The sequence below is a fragment of the Streptomyces sp. NPDC060002 genome (assembly GCF_042737245.1).
GTDB lineage: Bacteria > Actinomycetota > Actinomycetes > Streptomycetales > Streptomycetaceae > Streptomyces.
Genome location: NZ_JBHWUW010000007.1, coordinates 89,545 through 112,124 on the forward strand (window position 1 = coordinate 89,545; position 22,580 = coordinate 112,124).

17 protein-coding genes are annotated in these 22,580 nt (G+C 71.1%); 13 read left to right on the top strand and 4 right to left on the bottom strand.

Features of this window, described 5'->3' with window-relative positions; translation table 11 throughout:
• Positions 1–248 precede the first annotated feature (248 nt).
• The gene (locus ACFWBD_RS09335; protein WP_385664909.1) at positions 249–668 is read left to right on the top strand and encodes a YciI family protein; all 420 of its coding nucleotides are present in this window, start codon (positions 249–251) and stop codon (positions 666–668) included.
• Complete coding sequence (locus tag ACFWBD_RS09340) at positions 665–1,810, top strand: RNA polymerase sigma factor (protein WP_385664912.1); 1,146 nt, start codon at positions 665–667, stop codon at positions 1,808–1,810. The genes ACFWBD_RS09335 and ACFWBD_RS09340 overlap by 4 nt, the downstream gene beginning before the upstream one ends.
• 149 nt (positions 1,811–1,959) lie before the next feature.
• Here the strand turns inward: ACFWBD_RS09340 and ACFWBD_RS09345 are convergent, their stop codons facing one another.
• On the bottom strand, positions 1,960–2,481 hold the full coding sequence (locus ACFWBD_RS09345) for a hypothetical protein (RefSeq protein WP_385664915.1): 522 nt from the start codon (positions 2,479–2,481) through the stop codon (positions 1,960–1,962).
• Between the two features lie 328 nt (positions 2,482–2,809).
• Between ACFWBD_RS09345 and ACFWBD_RS09350 the strand changes: the two genes are divergently transcribed.
• Positions 2,810–3,595: a YqjF family protein gene (locus ACFWBD_RS09350; protein ID WP_385664918.1), complete on the top strand. Its 786-nt coding sequence runs from the start codon at positions 2,810–2,812 to the stop codon at positions 3,593–3,595.
• Positions 3,596–3,778: 183 nt separating this feature from the next.
• Here the strand turns inward: ACFWBD_RS09350 and ACFWBD_RS09355 are convergent, their stop codons facing one another.
• Positions 3,779–6,763: a glycosyl hydrolase 115 family protein gene (locus ACFWBD_RS09355; RefSeq protein WP_385664922.1), complete on the bottom strand. Its 2,985-nt coding sequence runs from the start codon at positions 6,761–6,763 to the stop codon at positions 3,779–3,781.
• Between the two features lie 317 nt (positions 6,764–7,080).
• On the opposite strand from ACFWBD_RS09355, the gene ACFWBD_RS09360 reads away from it, so the two are divergent.
• The 3 genes from ACFWBD_RS09360 (at position 7,081) to ACFWBD_RS09370 (ending at position 11,398) form a co-directional block, all read left to right on the top strand.
• Entirely contained in the window at positions 7,081–7,542 is a 462-nt protein-coding gene (locus ACFWBD_RS09360; RefSeq protein ID WP_385664925.1) for an RpiB/LacA/LacB family sugar-phosphate isomerase, read from the top strand.
• 135 nt (positions 7,543–7,677) lie between these two features.
• The gene (locus ACFWBD_RS09365) at positions 7,678–10,065 is read left to right on the top strand and encodes a phosphoketolase (RefSeq protein ID WP_385664928.1); all 2,388 of its coding nucleotides are present in this window, start codon (positions 7,678–7,680) and stop codon (positions 10,063–10,065) included.
• A gap of 355 nt (positions 10,066–10,420) precedes the next feature.
• On the top strand, positions 10,421–11,398 hold the full coding sequence (locus tag ACFWBD_RS09370; protein WP_385664931.1) for a RimK family alpha-L-glutamate ligase: 978 nt from the start codon (positions 10,421–10,423) through the stop codon (positions 11,396–11,398).
• Here ACFWBD_RS09370 and ACFWBD_RS09375 read toward each other — a convergent pair.
• Positions 11,382–13,304 (bottom strand): PAS domain S-box protein, encoded by a 1,923-nt coding sequence (locus ACFWBD_RS09375; RefSeq protein ID WP_385664934.1) that lies wholly within the window; start codon positions 13,302–13,304, stop codon positions 11,382–11,384. The genes ACFWBD_RS09370 and ACFWBD_RS09375 overlap by 17 nt on opposite strands.
• 303 nt (positions 13,305–13,607) lie before the next feature.
• On the opposite strand from ACFWBD_RS09375, the gene ACFWBD_RS09380 reads away from it, so the two are divergent.
• A complete protein-coding gene (locus tag ACFWBD_RS09380; RefSeq protein WP_385664938.1) occupies positions 13,608–15,992 on the top strand; it encodes an ATP-binding cassette domain-containing protein in 2,385 nt (794 codons plus the stop codon).
• A 129-nt stretch (positions 15,993–16,121) separates the two neighbouring features.
• Here the strand turns inward: ACFWBD_RS09380 and ACFWBD_RS09385 are convergent, their stop codons facing one another.
• Positions 16,122–16,487 carry a DUF6479 family protein gene (locus ACFWBD_RS09385; protein ID WP_385664941.1) on the bottom strand — a complete coding sequence of 122 codons (366 nt, stop codon included), beginning with the start codon at positions 16,485–16,487 and terminating at the stop codon, positions 16,122–16,124.
• Between the two features lie 151 nt (positions 16,488–16,638).
• Between ACFWBD_RS09385 and ACFWBD_RS09390 the strand changes: the two genes are divergently transcribed.
• The 6 genes from ACFWBD_RS09390 to ACFWBD_RS09415 all read left to right on the top strand — a co-directional run bounded on the left by ACFWBD_RS09390 (position 16,639) and on the right by ACFWBD_RS09415 (position 22,573).
• Complete coding sequence (locus ACFWBD_RS09390) at positions 16,639–17,031, top strand: ferredoxin (RefSeq protein WP_385664944.1); 393 nt, start codon at positions 16,639–16,641, stop codon at positions 17,029–17,031.
• Positions 17,032–17,206: 175 nt separating this feature from the next.
• On the top strand, positions 17,207–18,385 hold the full coding sequence (locus tag ACFWBD_RS09395; RefSeq protein ID WP_385664947.1) for an acyl-CoA dehydrogenase family protein: 1,179 nt from the start codon (positions 17,207–17,209) through the stop codon (positions 18,383–18,385).
• 221 nt (positions 18,386–18,606) lie between these two features.
• Positions 18,607–19,668: a selenide, water dikinase SelD gene (gene selD / locus ACFWBD_RS09400; RefSeq protein ID WP_385664950.1), complete on the top strand. Its 1,062-nt coding sequence runs from the start codon at positions 18,607–18,609 to the stop codon at positions 19,666–19,668.
• Positions 19,669–19,707: 39 nt separating this feature from the next.
• On the top strand, positions 19,708–20,526 hold the full coding sequence (locus tag ACFWBD_RS09405; RefSeq protein WP_385664953.1) for a hypothetical protein: 819 nt from the start codon (positions 19,708–19,710) through the stop codon (positions 20,524–20,526).
• An 8-nt stretch (positions 20,527–20,534) separates the two neighbouring features.
• Positions 20,535–21,764 carry a hypothetical protein gene (locus ACFWBD_RS09410; protein WP_385664956.1) on the top strand — a complete coding sequence of 410 codons (1,230 nt, stop codon included), beginning with the start codon at positions 20,535–20,537 and terminating at the stop codon, positions 21,762–21,764.
• Between the two features lie 23 nt (positions 21,765–21,787).
• Positions 21,788–22,573 (top strand): class I SAM-dependent methyltransferase, encoded by a 786-nt coding sequence (locus tag ACFWBD_RS09415; protein WP_385664959.1) that lies wholly within the window; start codon positions 21,788–21,790, stop codon positions 22,571–22,573.
• Positions 22,574–22,580 lie beyond the last annotated feature (7 nt).

Sequence of the window (22,580 nt, forward strand, 5' to 3'; positions counted from 1 at the left end):
TCCCAGGATCGGGCGTGTTCCGCGTTCCCTTCGAGCATCCCCGAAATCCCGGGCGGCTACCAGATGCCGGCGGAGGGGGCCCGGCAGACCGTCCCGCCGGAGACCGGGTCACCGCTGGCCGGTCCCCACCGGGGTCGTCCACCGGAGCCGAGGAAACCTTCGCCGACGATGTCGAGAATCCATGTCCGGCTCCGTCCCCGTGGTGAACGCGACCACAATGGGTCGCACCAGTCCCGAGGAGAACCACCATGGCCAAGTACCTGCTGCTCAAGCACTACCGCGGCGCCCCGGCGGCGGTCAACGACGTGCCGATGGACCAGTGGACGCCGGAGGAGATCTCGGCCCACGTGCAGTACATGAACGACTTCGCGGCCCGGCTCGAGGAGACCGGCGAGTTCGTCGACAGCCAGGCGCTCGCCTATGGGGGTTCGTTCGTCCGGTACGACGGCGAGGGCCGCCCGCCGGTCACCGACGGCCCGTTCGCCGAGACCAAGGACCTCATCGCCGGCTGGATGGTGATCGACGTCGACAGCTACGAGCGCGCCGTCGAGCTGGCCGGGGAACTGTCGGCCGCGCCCGGGAAGGGCGGGGAGCCGATCCACGAGTGGCTCGAGCTGCGTCCGTTCCTTGGCGCGCACCCCACGGTCACGGAGTGCCTCCTGAAGTGAACGAGATTCTGATCCGGAGCCTCACGCCCAGCGTGCTCGGGATCCTCGTCCGCCGCGGAGCCGACTTCGCGGCGGCCGAGGACGCCGTGCAGGACGCGCTGGTCGAGGCGGTCCGCGTCTGGCCGGACGACCCGCCGCGGGATGCGAAGGGCTGGCTGGTCACCGTGGCCTGGCGCCGCTTCCTCGACGCGACCCGGGCGGACGCCGCCCGGCGCCGGCGCGAGGACGCCGTCGACGAGGAGCCGGCGCCCGGGCCCGCGCCGACGGCGGACGACACGCTCCAGCTCTACTTCCTGTGCGCCCACCCGTCGCTGACGCCGTCGTCCGCGGTCGCGCTCACGCTGCGCGCCGTCGGCGGGCTGACCACCCGCCAGATCGCCCAGGCCTACCTGGTGCCCGAGGCGACCATGGCGCAACGCATCAGCCGGGCCAAGCGCACCGTCTCCGGCGTGCGGCTCGACCAGCCCGGCGACGTCGCCACCGTGCTGCGCGTCCTCTACCTGGTCTTCAACGAGGGCTACTCCGGCGACGTCGACCTCGCCGCCGAGGCCATCCGGCTCACCCGGCAGCTCGCGGCGGCGATCGACCACCCCGAGGCGGCGGGGCTGCTCGCCCTCATGCTGCTCCACCACGCCCGGCGCGCCGCCCGGACCGCGCCCGACGGCAGCCTGGTGCCGCTCGCCGAGCAGGACCGCGGCCGCTGGGACACCCTGGCGATCACCGAGGGCGTCGAGATCCTCCAGGCGGCCCTCGCCAGCGACCGGCTGGGCGAGTTCCAGGCCCAGGCCGCGATCGCGGCACTGCACGCCGACGCCCCCGCCGCCGAGGAGACCGACTGGGTGCAGATCGTCGAGTGGTACGACGAGCTGGCGCGCCTGACCGACAGCCCGGTCGTCCGGCTCAACCGCGCGGTGGCCGTCGGCGAGGCCGACGGCCCGCGCGCCGGCCTGGCGGCGCTCGCGGCGCTGGACGACTCGCTGCCCCGCCACGCCGCGGTGGCGGCGTACCTCCACGAACGCGACGGCGACCTGATGACGGCGGCACGGCTGTACGCCGAGGCGGCCCGGAAGGCGCACGACCTCGCCGAGCGCGACCACCTGATCCGCCAGGCCGCCCGGCTCAACACCCGCCGATCCCGCTGACCGCTGACCGCTGACCGCTGACCGCTGACGGGCCGGAACGCGCCGGGCGGCGCGATCGGCCGGTCGCTCACCGGCGGGGCGGGCGGCCCGGCCGTACGCGTTGACCGGCCGCGGCAAGGCCGACTGAGCCGGCCGGCTCCGGTGGCACGTCAGGCGATGAGGGCCTGGCCCCGGCCGAGGCGGCCGAGGAGCTGTGTGTGGTGGAGACCGGCCACGGACGCCAGGAGGTCGGGGTGGCGCAGCAGCGCCGCCGCCTGCCGGTCGTGGTGGTCGGGTGCGGTCAGGCGCCGGAAGTCCGGCGTCGTCCCACGGACGTGGTCGCCTCCGGCGAGCCCGGCCACCGCGCCGGCGGCCAGTGCGGGATCGGCGAGCAGACAGGCAGCCCAGCTCGCCACGACCTCGTCCACCCAGCTCCGCCAGGCCGGTGCGTCCGCATCGGGGCCGGTGTCCGCGCCGCCGATCCGGTCCAGCCGGGCCGAGCCGCCGGGGCCCGCGATGCCGAGCAGCGCGACGTCCGTGGCGGTCGGATAGCGCAGCCAGGCCGCGACGGTCACCGCCTGCCGGGCCTGCGCCTCGCACAGGGCGGCGGCGAGCGCGCCGCCGCTCGCCGGGTAGGCGCGGGTCAGCCATTCGGTGGTGGCGGCGATGACGGGGGAGAGATCTGCGAGCACGGAGCCGTCCGAGGTATGCGGCGAGGGGAACGGGGAGCTCCGCAAACCGTAGCCCGCGGCCCCCACCCGACGACATGCCCGAGCCCCCACCCCGGACGTGGCCTCGACCACAACACCACCCGGCGCGGCCCCTCTCGACCGCGCGCTGACGTCCCCGTCCGCGTCCGCGCCTGTGCCCGCGCCTGTGCCCGCGTCTGTGCCTGTGCCCGCCGCCCACGCCCATCGGACCCGCCCGTGCGCGCGAAATGCCCAGCCCAGCCCAGCCCAGCCCAGCCACGGCCTGGCATGCTCATGGAGGTCGGGGCAGGCCCTCTGCGATAATCGCGCTGTGCCGTCGACACCGCAGCCGCAACCGCAGGGCCTGATTTCGCCGCTTCCCATCACGCCCGACGCGCCGGACGCGATAGCGCGGCCCCTGCTCACCCAGTCCTGGCTCGACCTCACCTTCGTGCACTGGGCCGCGGACCCGGCCGACGTGGCCGGTCTGCTGCCGCCGGGGACCGTCCCGGACACCCTGGACGGCGTGACCTACGTCGGTCTGGTCGCGTTCCGGATGCATCGCGTCGGCTGGTTCCGGCTCCCGGGCGTTCCCTACCTGGGGACGTTCCCCGAGACGAACGTCCGTCTCTACTCGGTCGACGCGCACGGTCGGCGGGGCGTGGTCTTCCGGTCGCTCGACGCCTCCCGTCTGCTGCCGGTGGCCGTGGCGCGGATCGGCTTCCGGATGCCCTACCTGTGGTCCCGCATGGCGATCGACGCCGACGCCGACACCGTCACGTACACCAGCCGCCGCCGGTGGCCCGGCCCGCGCGGGGCAAGCAGCCGGCTCACCGTGCGAGTGGGGGAACGGATCGGGCAGCCCACCGCGCTGGAGCACTTCCTGACCGCGCGCTGGGGCATGCACAGCACCTTCTTCGGGCGGTCGATGTATCTGCCGAACGCCCATCCGCGCTGGCCGCTGCACCGGGCCGAACTCATGGAGTGCCGGGAGGACCTGGTGACGGCGGCGGGCCTGCCGGAGCCGGCGGGAGAGCCGGTGAGCGTCCTGTACTCGCCGGGCGTCCCGGCCCGCTTCGACCGCCCGGCCCGCCCGGCCGGCATCCCGACCCCCTGACCGCACCGCACCGGCCCGCTCCCGTGCTCGTTCGCCGCGGATCAGACGAAAGTCACCGACACCGCGCCGAGTCCGCCGAAGCGCGCCTCGACCCGCCGGGCGGGGCCTGAGCGGATCTTCGGCGGAGCGACGAGGTCCGGGCGTCCGGTCGCTCCGCCCGTGCGGGTCGGACCACCGGCTCGACTACCTGCTCGGCGCGTCCAGGCCCGTCCCCGTGTCCGGATCGGGGTTGAAGACCGGGTGGTAGCTCTCCGGAGGTGCGAGATAGGCGGCCGCCGGCAGTCCACCGGTGTCGACGACGATCTGGTCCACGGCGATCCCCGGGTCGACCATGAACACCCGCAGCACATGCTCGCCGGGCTCGGTGACCGTGACGGTCGCGGTCAGCTTCTCGACGCCCTCCTCCACGTTGCGCGCCCAGGCGTCGCCGCGGTTGCCGGTGGCGACGGCCTGCCCCGACAGCACGGTGGGCGGCCGGTCGTCGAGGGTGAGGGCCAGCCGCCGCGCGCCGCGCTCGTCGAGCGAGGGCAGCCGGAACACGGTCACGGGGAAGGACCCGGTGCTGCTGAACCGCACCCGGTACCTCAACTCCGGTGCGCGGGCGGCGAAGTCGGCGGTGACCGGGGCCGCCGTGGACGGCACCGCCTCCACGGCGGCGGTACGGCGTCCGAGCCCGCGCACGGTCCGCCAGCGGGCCCGGCCGCGCGCCACCCGGCGCTCGGTGTGCACGGCGTCGATCGAGACATATCCGTTGGCCTCGACGAACCCGCGGGCACGCCGGCGTGCCCGCTCCCCGTCGTTGACGACCTTCAGGGGCACCTCGAAACGCTGCGCGCCACTCGTGAGGACGACCGTGCCGTCGTGCGTGCCCTCGGGTGCCCGCGCCCAGTCGATCTCCACCCACACCCGGGTCTGTTCGGTGAGTGTGCCGCCCGCCGAACTCAGGTGGACCCAGGGGTGTTTGGTCTCCGCGGCCCAGTCGACCGGGAGGAAACCGGTGTTGAAGACATCGACGAAGCGCCGGTCCCGGGTGACGGCGGAGAAGGCCAGAGGCCGTTGCGTGCCGATCTCGTTCCCCTCGGACGCGACTCCCAGGCCCGAGGTCTCCTGCCGGGTGACCCTGGTGACGGCCGGGCGGCCCGGCGCCTTCGGGATCTGCGAGGGATAGGGGTTGACGTAGCCGTCCCACTTCCCGCCCGCGATCCCCGTGTTGTACCGCTTGGTGAGTGCCGCCTCCTGAGTGTGCGCCGCTTCGGCGAGGTCCGCGAAGACGTTGGCTCCGGCGCCGCGGCCCTGACGTACCGCGAGGGCGTTGCGGTCCGCCCAGTAGTACTTGAGGTTCATCAAGTAAGCGCCGTGCACGGGATACTGGACGAGCTCGAAATAGGCGTCCCGGTAGGCCTCGGGGAGTTCGGCCCCCAGCGTCACCGCTCTTTCGAGCAGACGGTCGTACGCGGCCATGCGGCGTCCCGCCTCGTCCCCGTGGTGAACGACGGAGAACATGTTCCGGTCGATGAACTCCGGGCGCCGCTCCGCCGCCAGTCGGTAGTACTCGGTGCGGATCGAGGCGATCTCCTGGGCGTGCAGAAGCCCGAACTGCCGTCCGTACCACTGCGCGAGGAAGCCTCCGACGTCGTCGGCGTGCCACCGGTCCACGTCCCAGGCCATGTCCAGGGAGAAGGACAGTCCGGTCTCGATCGACTTGAGGTCACCGACGTTGAAGATCCACATCCGGTCCACGCCGTGCTCGTACACCCGGCGCAGCTCCTGCCACACCTTGGTGAGCTGCGTGGTGTCGAGCCACAGGTAGCTGCGCGGACGGCCCCAGTAGGAGAGGTGGTAGTAGATCCCGTTGCCGCCGGACCGGGCGCGTTCCGCGTCGTCCGGCAGCTGGCGCATGTTGCCGTGGTTGTCGTCCGGCCAGATCAGCGTGACGTCGTCCGGAACCTGGACGCCCGCGTTGTACAGGTCCAGGACCTCCTTGTACGGGATGAAGATCTGCGGCCGAGCGGCCGCGCCGACCTCCTCGGCCAGGATCCGGCGCTGGTCGGCGATGATGTCGTTCATCACCACGACCTTCTCCGCGATCGTGGTGGCGTACTTCGTCTCCAGCGCGGTGTCGTGCAGGCCGCGCATGCCTATGGTCCAACTGCTCTCGTACGCCGCGTTCTCCCGGGCCCGGGCTCTCCAGTAGCCGGAGATGACGGCGGGGTTCACCGTGTAGTCGTACACCGGCGGTCCGCCGTCGGCGCCGCGGTGCTCCTCCGCCCACGGCTCCCACTCGTGGACGCCGTTGCGCAGCAGTGCCTCCGGGTGGCTGGAGCCGACGACGATGCCGTAGTGGTCGGCGAGTTCGGGGTTCTCCCGGTACTTGTTGAAGAAGTCGGAGTACGGGTGCATGGCCGGCCACAGGTAGTTGGCCTTCAGTCGCAGCAGCAGTTCGAAGAGGCGCTGGTACGTCTTCGGGCCGATGTTCTTGTCCGGCTCCTGGGTGCGCTGCGACCAAGTGGTCAGGTTCTGCTCGTCGTTGATGAAGACACCCCGGTAGCGGACCGACGGTTCGCGTCGTTCGAAGGGGCCCGCGGGCACGGAGACGGTGTCACGCTGCTCGACGGGCACGTCGGCCCACCAGTACCAGGGCGAGACGCCGACGCGTTCCGAGGTGTCGTAGATCCCGTAGACCGTGCCGCGCCGGTCGCTGCCCGCGATCACCAGTGCGCGGTCCACGCCGGGCGCCGGGTGCTCCACCACCTGGGTCACCGAGGCCTCCCAGCGCCCCTTCACCCGCTCGACGTCCAGCCGGCCCTGTGCCGCGAGCCGGTCGATGACCGGACTCGCGCCGAGGGTGCCCACCAGGATCAGCGCCGTGGACCGCTCCGGCAGGGTGTGCCGTAAACCGGGTCGCACCCCGCAGACCCGCTCCAGGTCGGCCCGGAGGTCGCCGGCCGCGCGGATCACGGCGGGGTCGTCGGCCGCGTCCACGAACACGTCGACCGCGACGCCGTCCCGTACCAGGTCGAAACCGGGCCGGGCGGACGCCGACGCGGCGTGCGCGGCCGCCGGGAGCGCCGCGGGCAGCAGCGGGGTCAGTCCGGCGGCCGTCAGGCCCCGCAGGAAAGCCTTCCGGGTCCACTGCTGGGAGGGGTCCTGCGGTGCGGTGGTCGGCATCGACGCTCCTGGGCTGGGCGGTGACAGCTACGGCGGTGGCATGACCATGCTAGAAAGCGCTTTCCCTCCGCACCCTAGGCCGGCGTCGACGGCGGCGTCCATATCCGTGCGGGGCCGGTGCCCGTCCGATCGGCCCGGCGCTGCGTGCGGGGCGGCACGGCGCTGCGGGCCGGGCGGCCCGGCGGGTGTGCCACGGGCCCGGTTCGGTCCCCGCCCCCGTGCGGGGCGTCACTTGCGCTCGCCGGGTGCGCACTCGCGTGCGGCCCGAGTGGAGGCCGGCCGTGCCACCGCGTCCTTTCCTCAGTAGGCTCTCCGGCATGCGGATCTCCGTCTCCTCGGACATGGACGAACCAGTGGCCCGCGCCCTCGTCGCGGAGCTGCGCGGCCGAGGGCACGACGTGGTGCCGCACGGCGCGCTGCGGCCCGGCGACGACCCCCGCTGGGCGGTGTGCTCGGCGGTGGCGGCCCGGGACGTGGCCGACGGGACGTCCGAGCAGGCGGTGGTGTGCTGCTGGACCGGCACCGGCGCGTCGATCGCCGCCAACAAGGTGCCCGGCGTCCGGGCCGCCCTGTGCGCCGACGCCTGCACCGCCGACGGCGCCCGCCGCTGGAACGACGCCAACGTCCTCGCCCTCAGCCTCCGCCTGACCTCGGAGCCGCTGCTCAAGGAGATCCTCGACGCCTGGTTCGCCGCCGAGCCCGGCGGGGACGCCGAGGACCGCTGGAACGTGGCCCATGTCGACGGCCTCGACGCCGCTCGGGAGCGCCCGGGATCCTAGGGCGCCCCTCTTACGGACGGCTTCGCTCCTCCGTACGGGTCGCTCGGCCCAGCCGGGTACCCGGCGGCCGGAGAGGGTGGGGAGGTACGGACCGGTACGTACCTCCGAGCGACCCGATCCGGAAGGGAACCCGAGATGTCCGTCGAACCGCAAGCGACGTCCGCCCGGCTGACCGACGACGAGCTCAGGACGCTGGACGCCCACTGGCGCGCCGCGAACTACCTCTCCGTCGGACAGATCTACCTGATGGCCAACCCGCTGCTCACCGAGCCGTTGCGGCCGGAACACGTGAAGCCGAGGCTGCTGGGCCACTGGGGGACCTCCCCGGGGCTCAACCTCGTGTACACCCACCTCAACCGCGTCATCCGCACCCGTGACCTGCACGCCCTGTGCGTCTGGGGTCCCGGCCACGGCGGTCCCGCGGTCGTCGCCAACTCCTGGCTGGAAGGCACCTACACCGAGACGTACCCGGACGTCACCCGCGACGCGGCCGGCATGGCCCGGCTGTTCCGGCAGTTCTCCTTCCCCGGCGGCATCCCCAGTCATGTCGCCCCGGAGACGCCCGGCTCGATCCACGAGGGCGGCGAACTCGGCTACTCGCTCTCGCACGCCTACGGCGCCGCCTTCGACAACCCGGACCTCCTCGTCGCCTGTGTGATCGGCGACGGCGAGTCCGAGACCGGACCGCTGGCCGCCTCCTGGCACTCCAACAAGTTCCTCGACCCCGTCCACGACGGAGCGGTCCTGCCGATCCTGCACCTCAACGGATACAAGATCGCCAACCCCACGGTGCCGGCCCGGATCCCCGAACCCGAACTCGACGAGCTGCTGCGCGGCTACGGCCACGACCCGATCCATGTCACCGGTGACGAGCCGAACGCCGTCCACCGCGCGATGGCGCAGGCCATGGACACCGCCCTCGACCGCATCGCCGCCCTCCAGCGCGCCGCCCGCGAGGACGGCTCCGGCGACGAGCGCCCCCGCTGGCCGGTGATCGTGCTGCGCACCCCGAAGGGCTGGACCGGCCCCGCCCACGTCGACGGCCTGCCCGTCGAGGGCACCTGGCGCGCCCACCAGGTGCCGCTGTCCGCCGTCCGGGACAACCCCGAACACCTGCGCCAGCTGGAGGCCTGGCTGCGCTCCTACCGGCCCGAGGAACTCTTCGACGCCCACGGCGGCCCCCGCCTGGACGTCCTCGCCCGGATCCCCGACGGGACCCGTCGCCTCGGCGCCACCCCGCACGCCAACGGCGGGCTGCTGCTCCGCGAACTCCCCTTGCCCGGACTGGAGTCGCACGCCGTGCCGGTCGACCGGCCGGGCGGTACCCGACACGAACCCACCGCGGTGCTGGGCGAGTTGCTCGAGGACGTCATGCGCGCCACCGCCGGCCGGCGCGACTTCGGTCTCGTCGGCCCCGACGAGACCGCCTCCAACCGCCTCCAGGCCGTCTACGCCGCCAGCGGCAAGGCCTGGCAGGCACAGACCCTCCCGGTCGACGAGAACCTCGACCGGCACGGCCGGGTGATGGAGATCCTCTCCGAACACACCTGCCAGGGCTGGCTGGAGGGATATCTGCTGACCGGCCGTCACGGTCTGTTCTCCTGTTACGAAGCGTTCGCGCACATCGTCGACTCGATGGTCAACCAGCACATCAAATGGCTGCGCGTCACCCGGAAACTGCCCTGGCGCGCACCCGTCGCCTCCCTCAACTACCTGCTCACCTCGCACGTCTGGCGCCAGGACCACAACGGCTTCTCCCACCAGGACCCCGGCTTCGTCGACCACATCCTCAGCAAGAGCCCCGAGGTCGTACGGGTCTATCTGCCGCCGGACGCCAACACCCTGCTGTCCGTGGCCGACCACGCCCTGCGCAGCCGCGACTACGTCAATGTGATCGTGGCCGGCAAACAGCCCTGTTTCGACTGGCTGAGCATGGACGAGGCCCGCGCCCACTGCGCGCGCGGAGCCGGCGTCTGGGACTGGGCCGGCACCGACAACGGCACCCGCGAACCCGACGTGGTCCTCGCCTGCGCGGGCGACGTCCCCACCCAGGAGGTGCTGGCCGCCGCCCAGTTGCTGCGCCGCGAACTGCCGGAGCTCGCCGTCCGGGTCGTCAACGTCGTCGACATCGCCCGGCTGCTGCCGAGCGGCGAACACCCGCACGGCATGGGCGACTTCGAGTACGACGGACTGTTCACCGCCGACAAGCCGGTCGTCTTCGCCTACCACGGCTACCCCTGGCTGATCCACCGCCTGGCCTACCGCCGCACCGGCCACCAGAACCTCCATGTGCGCGGCTACAAGGAGTTCGGCACCACGACCACGCCGTTCGACATGCTCGTCCGCAACGACCTCGACCGCTACCGCCTCGTCATGGACGTCATCGACCGCGTCCCCGGCCTCGCCGTGCGCGCCGCGACCGTACGGCAGCGGATGGAGGACGCGCGAGTGCGCCACCACGACTGGATCCGCGTCCACGGCACCGACCTCCCCGAGGTCACCGACTGGACCTGGGACGGGTGAGACGGCAGCTCACCGGCGACCGGACAGGGCGCACGGACCGGGGCGGACGGCGCAGGGGGAGGGGCAGCGGGCCGGGCGTCGTGCGCCCTGGTACGGCGTCCCGGCCGGTGCTTACAGTGGTCGGCCAGCCCTGCGCGCGAGTCCGGCGGGGCGAGTCCCACCCCCGTGGTCACCCGTCGTCCTCGCCCCCGACCGGCACGCGTCCGGACCCGGGCACGGCTCCGCGCACCGGAGCGGCTCCCGGGGCGACGGTGCGACGACCACCCGCGTGACAGACACCATCCGTGACACCGCTCGTGCCGTGTGGGGGCCCGTCCGCGGTACGAGCGCGCGTCCATAGCCGCTGGAGGCCGCTGTGTCCCGACCGTGCATCGCCCTGATCGCCGACCCCACCTCGCCCGAAGGCTGCCGTGAGTACCTGGCCGACGCCGTGGAACTGCTCACCGGCGCCCCGCCCGTCCGGGTCGACTCCCGGCACTTCGCGACCGGGGGAACCGGCCGGGGCGTCCGCGACGGAGGCCGGTTACGGCTCCAGGTCCCCGAGGAGCGGCTGGACTTCGTGCCCGACGTCGTGCTGCTCTACGAGATCCCGCCGCACCACCGGCGGGCCCTCGCCGGCTTCCAGGAGCTCCTCGAGAGCCACGACGTGGTGACCCTGGCCGCCGGCCCCGACGCCTGGCGGACCGCGACGGAGAAGAACCTCACCGTCGAACGCTTCGTCCGGGACGGGGTCGCCCAGATGGAGACCGCCGTGCTGTCCCGGCCCTCCCCGCGGGACGCGGCCGACACGTTCGACCGGCTCGGCCGCGACACCTGGGCGCGGCCCGTCGTCGGTACCGGCGGCAACGACACCTTCCACGTCACCACCCCCGCCCAGCTGGAGCACGCCGCCGCCTACTACGCCGAGCGCGGCACCGACTGGCTGCTCTCCCGCGACGCGGGCAACATCACCGCCGACGGCCGGCGCCACCAGTTCCGGGTCTTCGTCCTGGGCGACCGCGTCGTGCACGCCCGCGAGCACCTCCAGCCGGCGATGGACACCCCCTGCAACACCTGCCAGGGCGCCACCGCCGTCCACATCGCCCCGCGAGACCTGCAGCCCCGGCTCGCCGAACTCGCCGTCGCGGCCACCGCTTCGGTCGGACTCCCCTTCGCCGGTGTCGACCTGGCCGTGGAGAACGGCGGGGTCGTCTTCGAGGTCAACGTCCAGCCCGCCTTCGTCGACGGCGAGCTGGAACTGCGGGCGGTGGCCGTGCCGTACGTCCAGGCGCACCTGGACGCCTTCGCGCCCGCCGTCGGCGGCCCGCCCCGGGGGCTCACAGCTTCAGCGTGAACCAGGTCGTCTTGCCCTCGTCCGTCGGCCGCACCCCCCAGCCGGCGGCGAGGGCGCGTACCAGGATCAGGCCGCGGCCCGACTCCGCGTCCTCGACCGCCACCCGTGGCTGGGGGAGCTGCGGACTGGGGTCGCTGACCTCGACCGTGAGGGCGGTGGCGGTGCGGTGCAGATGCAGGCCGATCGGGCCCTCGGAGTGCTGGACGGCGTTCGTCAGCGTCTCCGACAGCAGCAGGAGCGCGTCGTCCGCCCGGTCCGCGCAGTTCCACGAGGTCAGCGCCTTGTGCAGAAAGGCCCGCCCCTCCGGCACCGAGGCCGGGGCGGCCGGGAGACGGGTCGTGACGGCCCCCAGCGGTGGGGCCGGCAGCTGCGCGAGCAGCAGGGTGACGTCGTCGTTGTGGCCGTCGGGGTCCGGCAGCAGACCCGCGAGGACACGGTCCGCCGCCGCCTCCAGGCAGGGCGTGCCGACGAACAACTTGTCCAGCAGCAGGCTCAGTTCACCGATCCGCACCTCGATGTCGCTGCCCGGCGTCTCGATCAGGCCGTCGGTGTAGAGCACCAGTGTGGCTCCGGGCGGTATCTCCGAACTGGACTGCTCGTACAGGATGTCGCCCACGCCGAGCGGGGCGTTGACCGGACAGGGCAGGGCGTTGACGCCCTCGCCCACCCCGGCGACCAGTACCGGCAGATGTCCCGCCGAACACACCGTGACCGTGCCCGCGTCCGGGGCGATCACCAGATAGCAGCAGGTGACGAGCTGGTCGGGCACGTCGAGGTCGGCGACGCAGGTGTCCAGCGCCCGCATCAACTGCCGGGGCTGCATACCGGTCTTGGCCAGCGCGTGCGCGGCCGACCGCAACTGGCCCATGACGGCGGCCGCTTCCAGCCCCCGGCCCATCACATCGCCTATCAGCACCCCCACCCGGTCGGCGCCCAGCGGAATCAGGTCGAACCAGTCGCCGCCCACCCCGGCGCCCTGGGTGGCGGGCCGGTAGCGGCTCGCGGTGGCCAGGCCGGGCAGCGCGGGCGGAGTGCCCATCAGACTGCGCTGGAGGGTCAAAGCGATGTGCCGCTGCTGTTCGTACAGGACCGTGAGCTCGGCCTCCGCGCGCTTGCGGTCGCTGATGTCCCGCACGATCGCGCACGCCCCGACCACGGTGCCGTGGGTGTCCCGGGTCGGCCACAGCGTGACGTCCACGTCGCGCAGCACTCCGGTGCTGGTCATCCGCAGCGTCTCGTAGTGCTCGACCTTCTCGGCGTGCCGCAGCCGCTGGAGCAGCTCGTGGATCTCGCCCCGAAGCTCCGGCGGGGCCAGCAGCGAGACGTGCCGGCCGATGGCCGCCTCGGCCGTGTAGCCGTACAGGCGCTGCGCGGCCGCGTTCCAGTAGGTGATGTAACCGTCGAGCGTGTGGGCGAGGATCGCGTCCTGCGACGACTCCACGAGCGCGGCGAGCTCGTTGATGCGCGCCTCGGCCGCCTTGCGGTCGCTGACGTCGCGCACGGCCGCCGACACCAGGAGCCCGTCCGTCGTCTCCAGGGGGCTCAGGCTGATCTCGACGGGGAACTCCGTACCGTCCTTGCGCAGCCCGTGCAGTTCGAGCCCGGCGCCCATCGGACGCACCTGGCGGTTGGCCGTGTACCCGCTGCGGTGCGCGGTGTGCTGGTCGTGGAACCGGTGCGGGATGAGCAGCTCGACCGGCTGGCCGAGCAGTTCCTCCCGGCCGTGCCCGAACAGGGCCTCGGTCTGGGCGTTGACGAGCCTGATGACGCCGGAGTCGTCGACGATGACCATGGCGTCCGGCGCCGCCTCCAGCAGCCCCCGGAACCGTTCCTCGGCCCCGCCGACCGCACCCTCCGACGGGGGCGCTCCGCAGCCGCACCGTTTCTGCTGAGCCTTCTGCTTCATGGTCCGTTTCGCGGTGCCCGCGCCCGCCCCCGTGCCTGTGCGCCGCGCTGGTTCCGCTCGTATCACGTCGGCCATCTTCCACCTCATCCCGCACGACGAATCAGGCCATCTCAGCGCCTCCGGCCCGCCCGCGCTCCGCGTTGTCGCTTACTGTCCGCCCCCTGTCCGAACCTGAACGCGACCGAACCGATCAGGATTCGAGAAGCGCCGGTCATCGGGTCACAGCTAGCGTGGCGTCGGTCAGATCGAGCCAGGCGACGCCCCAGCCCGCGCAGGCGGTCCCGGACAGCAGATGGAGAGACGATGAGCATGGCCAAGAAGACGGACCCGTCGCCTGCGCAGCACGTCGCCGACAGCCACGGTCTGATCCGCGTGCACGGCGCCCGGGAGAACAACCTCAAGGACGTCAGCATCGTGATCCCGAAGCGCCGTCTGACGGTGTTCACCGGCGTCTCCGGCTCGGGCAAGAGCTCACTGGTGTTCGACACGATCGCAGCGGAGTCGCAGCGGCTGATCAACGAGACCTACAGCGCGTTCGTCCAGGGCTTCATGCCGACGCTGGCGCGGCCCGAGGTCGACGTGCTCGAAGGGCTGACGACGGCGATCATCGTCGACCAGCAGCGGATGGGTTCCGACCCCCGTTCCACCGTCGGCACCGCCACCGACGCCAACGCGATGCTGCGGATCCTCTTCAGCAGGCTCGGGCAGCCGCACATCGGCCCGCCCACCGCGTACTCCTTCAACACCGCCACGGTCCGGGCGAGCGGCGGGATCACCGTCGAGCGCGGCGCCAAGAAGACCGTGAAGGCCACCTACTCCCGCACCGGCGGCATGTGCGTGCGCTGCGAGGGCCGCGGCACGGTCTCCGACATCGACCTCACCCAGCTCTACGACGACAGCAAGTCGCTCAACGAGGGCGCGCTCACCATCCCCGGCTACAGCATGGACGGCTGGTACGGCCGCATCTTCAGCGGCTGCGGGTTCTTCGACCCGGACAAGCCGATCCGCAGGTTCACCGAGAAGGAGCTGCACGACCTCCTGCACAAGGAGCCTACGAAGATCAAGGTCGACGGCATCAACCTGACGTACGAGGGCCTGATCCCGAAGATCCAGAAGTCGATGCTGGCCAAGGACATCGAGGCGCTCCAGCCGCACATCCGGGCGTTCGTGGAGCGGGCGATGACGTTCACCGTCTGTCCGGAGTGCGACGGGACCCGGCTCAGCGAAGGCGCCCGGTCGTCGAAGATCGAGAAGGTCAGCATCGCCGACGCCTGCGCGATGCAGATCAGCGACCTGGCGGCATGGGTCCGCGGCCTCGACGAGCCGTCGGTGGCGCCGCTGCTCACCGCGCTCCAGCAGACCCTCGAGTCGTTCGTGGAGATCGGTCTCGGCTACCTCTCGCTCGACCGGCCGTCGGGCACGCTGTCGGGCGGCGAGGCCCAGCGCGTCAAGATGATCCGCCACCTCGGCTCCTCGCTCACCGATGTCACCTACGTCTTCGACGAGCCGACCACGGGGCTGCACCCGCACGACATCAGCCGGATGAACGACCTGCTGCTGCGGCTGCGGGACAAGGGCAACACGGTGCTCGTCGTGGAGCACAAGCCGCAGACCATCGCGATCGCCGACCACGTCGTCGATCTCGGCCCCGGGGCCGGCACGGCGGGCGGCACCGTCTGTTTCGAGGGCACCGTCGAGGGGCTGCGGTCAGGCGACACCATCACCGGCCGCCATCTCGACGACCGGGCCGCCGTCAAGGAGACCGTGCGCAAGCCCACCGGCACGCTGGAGATCCGCGACGCGACGGCGCACAACCTGCGCAATGTCGACGTCGGCATCCCGCTGGGGGTGCTCTGCGTGGTCACCGGCGTGGCGGGCTCCGGCAAGAGCTCGCTCGTGCACGGGTCGATCCCGGCCGGCGAGGGTGTGGTGTCGGTGGACCAGGGCGCGATCCGCGGCTCCCGGCGCAGCAACCCGGCGACGTACACCGGCCTGCTCGACCCGATCCGCAAGGCGTTCGCGAAGGTCAACGGCGTGAAGCCGGCGCTGTTCAGCGCCAACTCCGAGGGCGCCTGCCCGACGTGCAACGGCGCCGGCGTCGTCTACACCGATCTGGCGATGATGGCGGGCGTGGCCACCACCTGCGAGGAGTGCGAGGGGAAGCGGTACCAGGCCGCGGTCCTCGAGTACCACCTCGGCGGCCGCGACATCAGCGAGGTGCTCGCGATGCCGGTGAGCGAGGCCGAGGAGTTCTTCGGCGCCGGTGAGGCGAGCACACCGGCCGCGCACCGCATCCTGGGCCGGCTCGCCGACGTCGGGCTCGGCTACCTCAGCCTCGGCCAGCCCCTCACCACGCTGTCCGGCGGCGAGCGCCAGCGGCTGAAGCTGGCCACCCACCTGGGCGAGAAGGGCGGTGTCTACGTGCTCGACGAGCCGACCACCGGCCTGCACCTCGCCGATGTCGAGCAGTTGCTCGGTCTGCTCGACCGGCTCGTCGACGCCGGCAAGTCGGTCATCGTCGTCGAGCACCATCCGGCGGTGATGGCGCACGCCGACTGGATCATCGACCTCGGTCCCGGCGCCGGTCACGACGGCGGCCGGATCGTCTTCGAGGGCACCCCGGCCGATCTCGTCGCCGCCCGCTCCACCCTCACCGGCGAGCACCTCGCGGACTACGTCGGCGCCTGACCGGGGCACCCGCAGGCGCGGCGGGGCGGGCCGTCACGACCATGAAGGCCTGCCCCGTTCGGCTCCTCCCGTGTGGCCCGGTGGCGACCGGCTCCGGTCGCCCTGCGGCTCTCGTCCCGCCGGTCCGTGTCAGTGGGAGCCGAGCCCGCCCCCGCCGAACGAGCCGCTGCTGCCGCGGCTCCAGCGCGGCCGTGTCTTGTCCCCGCTCGACCGGGTCTGCATGTTGGTCAGCTCGTACGGGGTGAGGGGACGGCCGCCCTTCGCCATCCGGGGCACCTCGTCGGGTTCCCGGTTCTCGCGTATCTCGTGCACCGCGCCGTCCGGCGGGAGGTGCGGCTGTTCGTCGGGGCGCGGCCTGGCCGGCTCGCGCGACTTCACTCGGGTGCCGAGCCAGAAGCTGCCGCCCAGCACGGCCAGCAGGGCCAGCCCGACCACGAACATCCCGAGGCTGAGCAGGCCGCTCGCGGCGGCCAGCTGAACGCTTGCGGTAGTCATATCACTCGAATACCCATCAAATAGGGCATGAACCCGCTATTCCGGCCCGGTGACTCTCCGCCGCCGATGCCTCGCACACGGCGCCCGGTGCGCCACCGGGCCGGTCCGCGGGTTTCGGTTTCGCCCCGCCTCGTCCGGCTACCCGTCAGGGGTGACTTCGACGACATCCCAGACGTACCAGGCAACGCAACAGGAGCTCTTCCGATTTCTGGAGGACCGCTTCGCCTGCGCCCAGGCGTGCACCGAGTGCGCGCGCGCCTGTGCGCTGCGCGCGAGCCTCGTGGAGCCGGACGGGACCGACGAACAGGCGCTGCTGCGCCGCAAGGGCATCATGTGCGCGGAGGTGTGCGACGCGACCTGCCGCGTGCTGTCCGAGGACAACCGCCTGGACGAGGCCGGCATCCGCGCCCAGCTGGAGTGGTGCCGGACCGTCTGCCTGGAGACCGCCCATGTCTTCGACAAGCATCCGGGAGCCGAGGAGGGCGCCGCCGCCTGCCGCGCCTGCGCCGAGGCCTGCACGGAGTTCATCGGGACGCTCGCCTGAGACCGGAGCGGCCGGGACTGGAGCGGCCCGCGGGATCGGAGCGGCCCGGGATCGGAGCGGACCGGGACCTGAGCGGCCCGGGACCTGAGGAAAAGAGCCCCCGCCATTCCCAATTTCTGAAACACGTTCTACCGTGTGCGCCGTCAGGACCGGCCTTGGGGAGCCAGGAGGCGCCGTGCACCTCGACCACACGCCCGAGCAGCTGCGGCTGCGCACCGAACTACGCGCCTACTTCGCCGAGTTGGTGCCGCACAACGCCTACGCGCGGCACATCGACCCGGTCGCCGCGAAGCGCTTCTACCGCAAGACGATCCGCCGGCTCGGCGCGGACGGCTGGCTCGGCGTCGGCTGGCCCGAGGAGTACGGCGGCCGAGGCCTCACCCCGATCGAGCAGTTCGTCTTCTTCGACGAGGCCGCACAGGCCGGCGTGCCGCTGCCCCTGATGGCGCTGAACACGGTCGGACCGACGATCATGCGGTACGGCACCGACGAGCAGAAGGCGCACTTCCTGCCGAAGATCCTCGCCGGAGAGATCGACTTCGCGATCGGCTACAGCGAACCCGACGCGGGCACCGACCTCGCCGCACTCAAGACGCGCGCGGTGCGCGACGGTGACACGTACGTAGTCAACGGGCAGAAGATCTGGACGACCAACGGCGACACCGCCGACTGGGTGTGGCTCGCGGTGCGCACCGACCCCGAGGCCCCGCCGCACAAGGGCATCACCATGCTCCTCGTGCCGACCGGTGACCCGGGATACTCCTGCACGGTCATCCGCACCCTCGCCTCCCACGACACCACCGCCAGCTACTACGAGAACGTGCGCGTGCCCGTCTCCCGGCGCGTCGGCGCCGAGAACCAGGGCTGGCGGCTGATCACCAACCAGCTCAACCACGAGCGGGTGACCCTCGCCGCGCACGGCACGATGGCGATCCGCGCCCTGCACGACGTCCAGCGCTGGGCGACGGAGACCAAGCTCGCCGACGGCCGCCGGGTCATCGACCTGCCGTGGGTGCGCCGGCGGCTCGCCCAGACCCATGTGAAGCTCGACGCGCTCAAGCTCCTCAACTGGCAGATGGTCGGCGCCCTCCAGAGCGGCACCCTCACCCCGCAGGACGCCTCCGCGGTCAAGGTCTACGGCTCGGAGGCCCGCCGGGACGCCTACGCCTGGCTGATGGAGGTCGTCGCCGCCCCCGGCGCACTCCAGGAGGGCTCGGCGGGCGCGGTGCTGCACGGCGAGCTCGAACGCGGCTACCGCTCCGCCGTGATCTTCACCTTCGGAGGCGGCAACAACGAGATCCAGCGGGAGATCATCTCGTGGATCGGCCTGGGGATGCCACGGGTACGGCGTTAGAAGAAGGCGCAGCATTCGGATCACCAACACCCTGGAAGGGCGACTCCTGCGTGAACTGAGGTGCAGCACCACCCGGAAAAGGCGGCGGCATCAATGCGATCTTGGTTGGACAGCGTCGGCTCTTTACGAGTTCTTACGCCGGTGGTCGTCCGTGTGCCATCCTGTCCCAGCCGGGTCGCGGACCGGAGAGGTCCAGGGCCGGGTGGGCAGACGGGGGTGCCGTGACTGACACAAGGCCGGCCGATTTACTGGGGCTTTCTCCCGCGGCGGGGTGTGGGTGCAAAGTGCCCATGCGTAAACTGAGTGGTTTCATGTCTGCTGTGGATGAGATGGTCGGGACGCTCAATGCCACGCGCCGTGTGCATACGGACGGCCGGTCCCGCGATGATGCCGCACTGTACGAAATAGCGCCGGACCGACTGCTGGCGGTCACTGTGGACTTCGGGACGCCGGTCTCTTCGGATGCCGCTACCTGGGGCCGTATCGCGGCCATGAATGCCCTTTCCGACATATTCGCCATGGGAGCGACGCCCCTGGTGGCTCTGAGTGTCCTCGGGTGGCCGGACGGCGTCGGCAAGGCCCAGATTCTGGCGCTCACCCGGTCCGCCGTCGAAGCCCTTTCCGAGGCGTCGGCGGTTCTGCTGGGAGGGCACACGATCACCTCCAGCATGCCGCTGTTCGGGCTCGCTGTCGTCGGCACCGCGAGGCCCGGAGAGGTGATGCTGATCCGCAATGCCCAGCCCGGGCATCTACTCATCCTGACGAAACCGCTCGGCACGGGAATCGTCACGGCGGCGGTGAAGGCGGGAGTGGTGGACCCGGAGACGGCTTCGGCCGCGGAAGCGGTCATGGCGTCATCGAACCGGACCTCCGCCGAACTGGCCGTGTCGGCCGGTGTGCGGGCCGCCACGGATGTCACCGGATACGGCCTCACCGGGCATCTGCACAACATGCTCAGCGCGTCAGGGTGCGCTGCCGACATCGATCTGCGCCGCGTTCCCGCCCTGCCCGCGGCAGAGCGGCTGCTGGAGGAGCACGGCGTCGTACCGAACAGTGCGGAACGGAACTACTTCGAGCTGGAAGAGGAGATCGACTGGGGGCGAACGCCGTGGTCCTCGCGGTTCCTCATGAGTGATTCGCAGACTTCCGGAGGGCTGTTGCTCGCCGCGGCTCCAGAGGTGGCGGCGCGATTCCTCGCGGCGTGCTCGGAGGTAGGGCAGTTCGCGGCGGTCATCGGGACAGTGACACCGGGAAGGCCGGGTGCCGTCCGATTCAAGGCGTGAACGCATGATCGATTCGACAGACCGGGAGGTCGGCATCGCATGAGCGCAGGGTCTCCTCCTCGCCGGATACTCGTCATCGGCGCCGTCGCGGGTCTCCTCGTGTTCATCGTCGGTGTCGCCGTTTCCGTCGCCACCGAGGGTGTGGTGTGGACCACCGTGTCCGTGACACTCCAGTCGCTGGGCTCTGCGGTGCTCTTCCCCATCCTGGTGTCGGTCGCATACGACAAGCTGAAGGAGCGGTGGCTCGGGGACGAGGTATGGCGCCTCTTCAACGAACTGTCGGACGCAGGCATCACCCGGGTTTACAAGGACCGGGAATTCAACTCGAACCAGGACAACGCGCAGACACGGCTCTCCGAAGAATTCCTGTCGCACCAAAGTGGCGAGATATGCATCATGGGGCCGACCCTGCGAGTCTTCTTCAATCCCCTCGGACCGTTCTACCGGGACATCGAGCGGATGCTGCGGAACGCTAACGGAGCTGTCCACATGCGGGCCCTGATCGAGCGCTCCGACAGTCCCGCGGTTTGGGAGAGGACGTCGATCGAGGAGCCGAATCTGGCCGCCGGGCAGAAACCCCAGACTGAGCGGGACGCAGAATCCACAATCGCCACGGTGCTGAATGTATGCACAACCACGGGCCCCTACATCACTCTTCGCCGCTTCATTCCGGCCCCCTACTGCACCGTCGTCATATTTCCCACCGTCGCCTTCTTCTCTCCCAATATTCTGGCGCCTGAGGCACCGGTCCGACTGCCGATGATCCTTTTCCGTTCCGGGTCCCACGGCTACCGCATGCTGAAGGCGTCGTTCGACTACCTGTGGGGCCACACCGAAACACTCCAAGTTGTGCCCTAGGACGCGATGTGGAAGCGACAGAACAGCGGATCACAGGACGCTATGCGTCTCTCGCCGTCGACGGAACCCCGGCGGACGCCGCCAGGAGCCTGGTGAACCTGGTCAACGTCCAGGGACCGGGCAAGATGGTGATCACCCCGGGGTCAAGGTGGAGCCAGGTGAACGGCGCACTCGAAAGGGTGGATCCCACGGGTAGTTGGCGCGACTGGTGGCGCCGGGCGTCGGGGGAGCCCGTCAGTCTGAGCGTCGGTGTGCCGACCACCATGGCCATGCCTGTGCACAGATTCAGCTCGCTCGATGGCCAAGCCGGTCCCGATCCTCTGCTCGGGATCAACATCGGCGGGCACTACCTCAGACTGGTTCGCGTCTGCGGCGGCACGGTCGTCGGCAGCCGGGAGAAACGGCTGGGCACGGGGCAGGACTCCGCGCTGTTCGGGATCTCGCTCCGGTCGTTCGTCGGGCTGCTGACCGGTGACGAACTCTCCCGCGGTGTCCGAGGCGTGGGCATCGCCTGGTCGGCGCCCCGTACATCGGTCGGACTGCGTGCGATGTCGATCCTGACGGAAGGCGGCGGCGAAGTCGTCGACTTGCTGGACGCGGGCGAGCTCGACTCCGCGTTGACGCAGGCACTCGGATGTCCGGTCCTCAGTTGGAACGACGGGGAGGGGGTCGCGGCCGCCGAGGCGCTTGCCCAGCCGTCCAGACAGGAGCGCCCGTTGCTCGCCCTCAAACTCGGTACGTCGTTCGCGTCCGGACTGGCCCTGGGGACGCACCAGGTGTCGGCGCTGCCCATGCAGTTGGCCAAGTGCCTGCCCGCGACTCCGCCGCCCGAGCGTTTTGCGCATCCCATGGTCGGGCTCCACGGCACGGCGCGTGATGCCTTGGGAGCCGCCTGTGTGACAGCGGCTTTCAGGTCGCTCGCCGGCCTCCCGCAGGCCGACTACGACGACTACTGCCTCGCGGCCGTGCGGCGTCACCCTGTGGCGATGATGCTGACCCGGTCGGCGGCCCGCACCGTCGCCGAGCTGGCGCAGCTGGTGAGCACTCTCTGGTCGCCGGTCGATCTTGTGTTGGGCGGCAGGAATCTACGACAACTGCCCTACCGTCAGATGTTCATGGGACTCGTGCGGCATGAACTGGCCTTCATTCCATCCGACGTCACGCTTCTTGACCCGGCCTGTGACGTCAGCCTGTCGGCGGCACTGGGCGCGGCAGCCCTCTCACGAGCCCGAATCTGAGCCGAACCGAAGGAGAGAGACATATGAGCAGCCTGCGGGACGCCATGCGGATGATCGAGCAGGACCAGGCCGAACCCGGTGTTCTCACGCGAGATGCCGTGGCCACGGCGGTTGACGAAGTGGTACGGGCGACGGCGACGGCGTACACCGAGCAGAGCGCGTCCTACGAGCAGGCGCGGGAGGCCCAGCCCTGGAAGTGGGACGAATATCTGACCACGACCCTTTTGGAGCGAGTGCGTTCGAGGATCGCCGGCGGAAGCCTGCCGCTCGGCGCGGCGACCGAGTGGCGGCTGCTCGACGTGGGTGCGGGCTATGGGCGCGACGTGTTGCGCTTCGCCGGCGAACCGGACATCGAGGCTGTCGCTCTGGAGAACGCCGACGGTTTCGTGCAGTATCTGCGCCGCGCCCAGGACGAAGGACGCATCGGCCCGGAAGGTGTGATGGTCACGGACATGCGTGACCTCGGCGCGATCGAGGACGGCAGCTTCCACTGCATCCGCGTCCACGCCACGCTTCACCATCTGCCCCTGGTGTCACACGGCCTGGGAGCGGACGCGGCCGTGGCCGGGTTCCGGCGCGTCCTCGCTCCCGGTGGAGTGCTGTACGTGCTGGTCAAGGCCGGCTCAGGCGTGAACGTCATTGACACCGGAGAAGGCCTCGGTGGACGGTTCTTCCAGCTGTTCACCCCTGCTGTCCTCAGGCAACTGCTGGAACGGCACTCCTTCTCCGTCGTCCAGATGGAAGAAGCCGTCGAACCGCGTTCGTCCGGCAATGTCGACTGGCTCTTCGCTCTGGCCGTGGCGGAATAGGAGGACT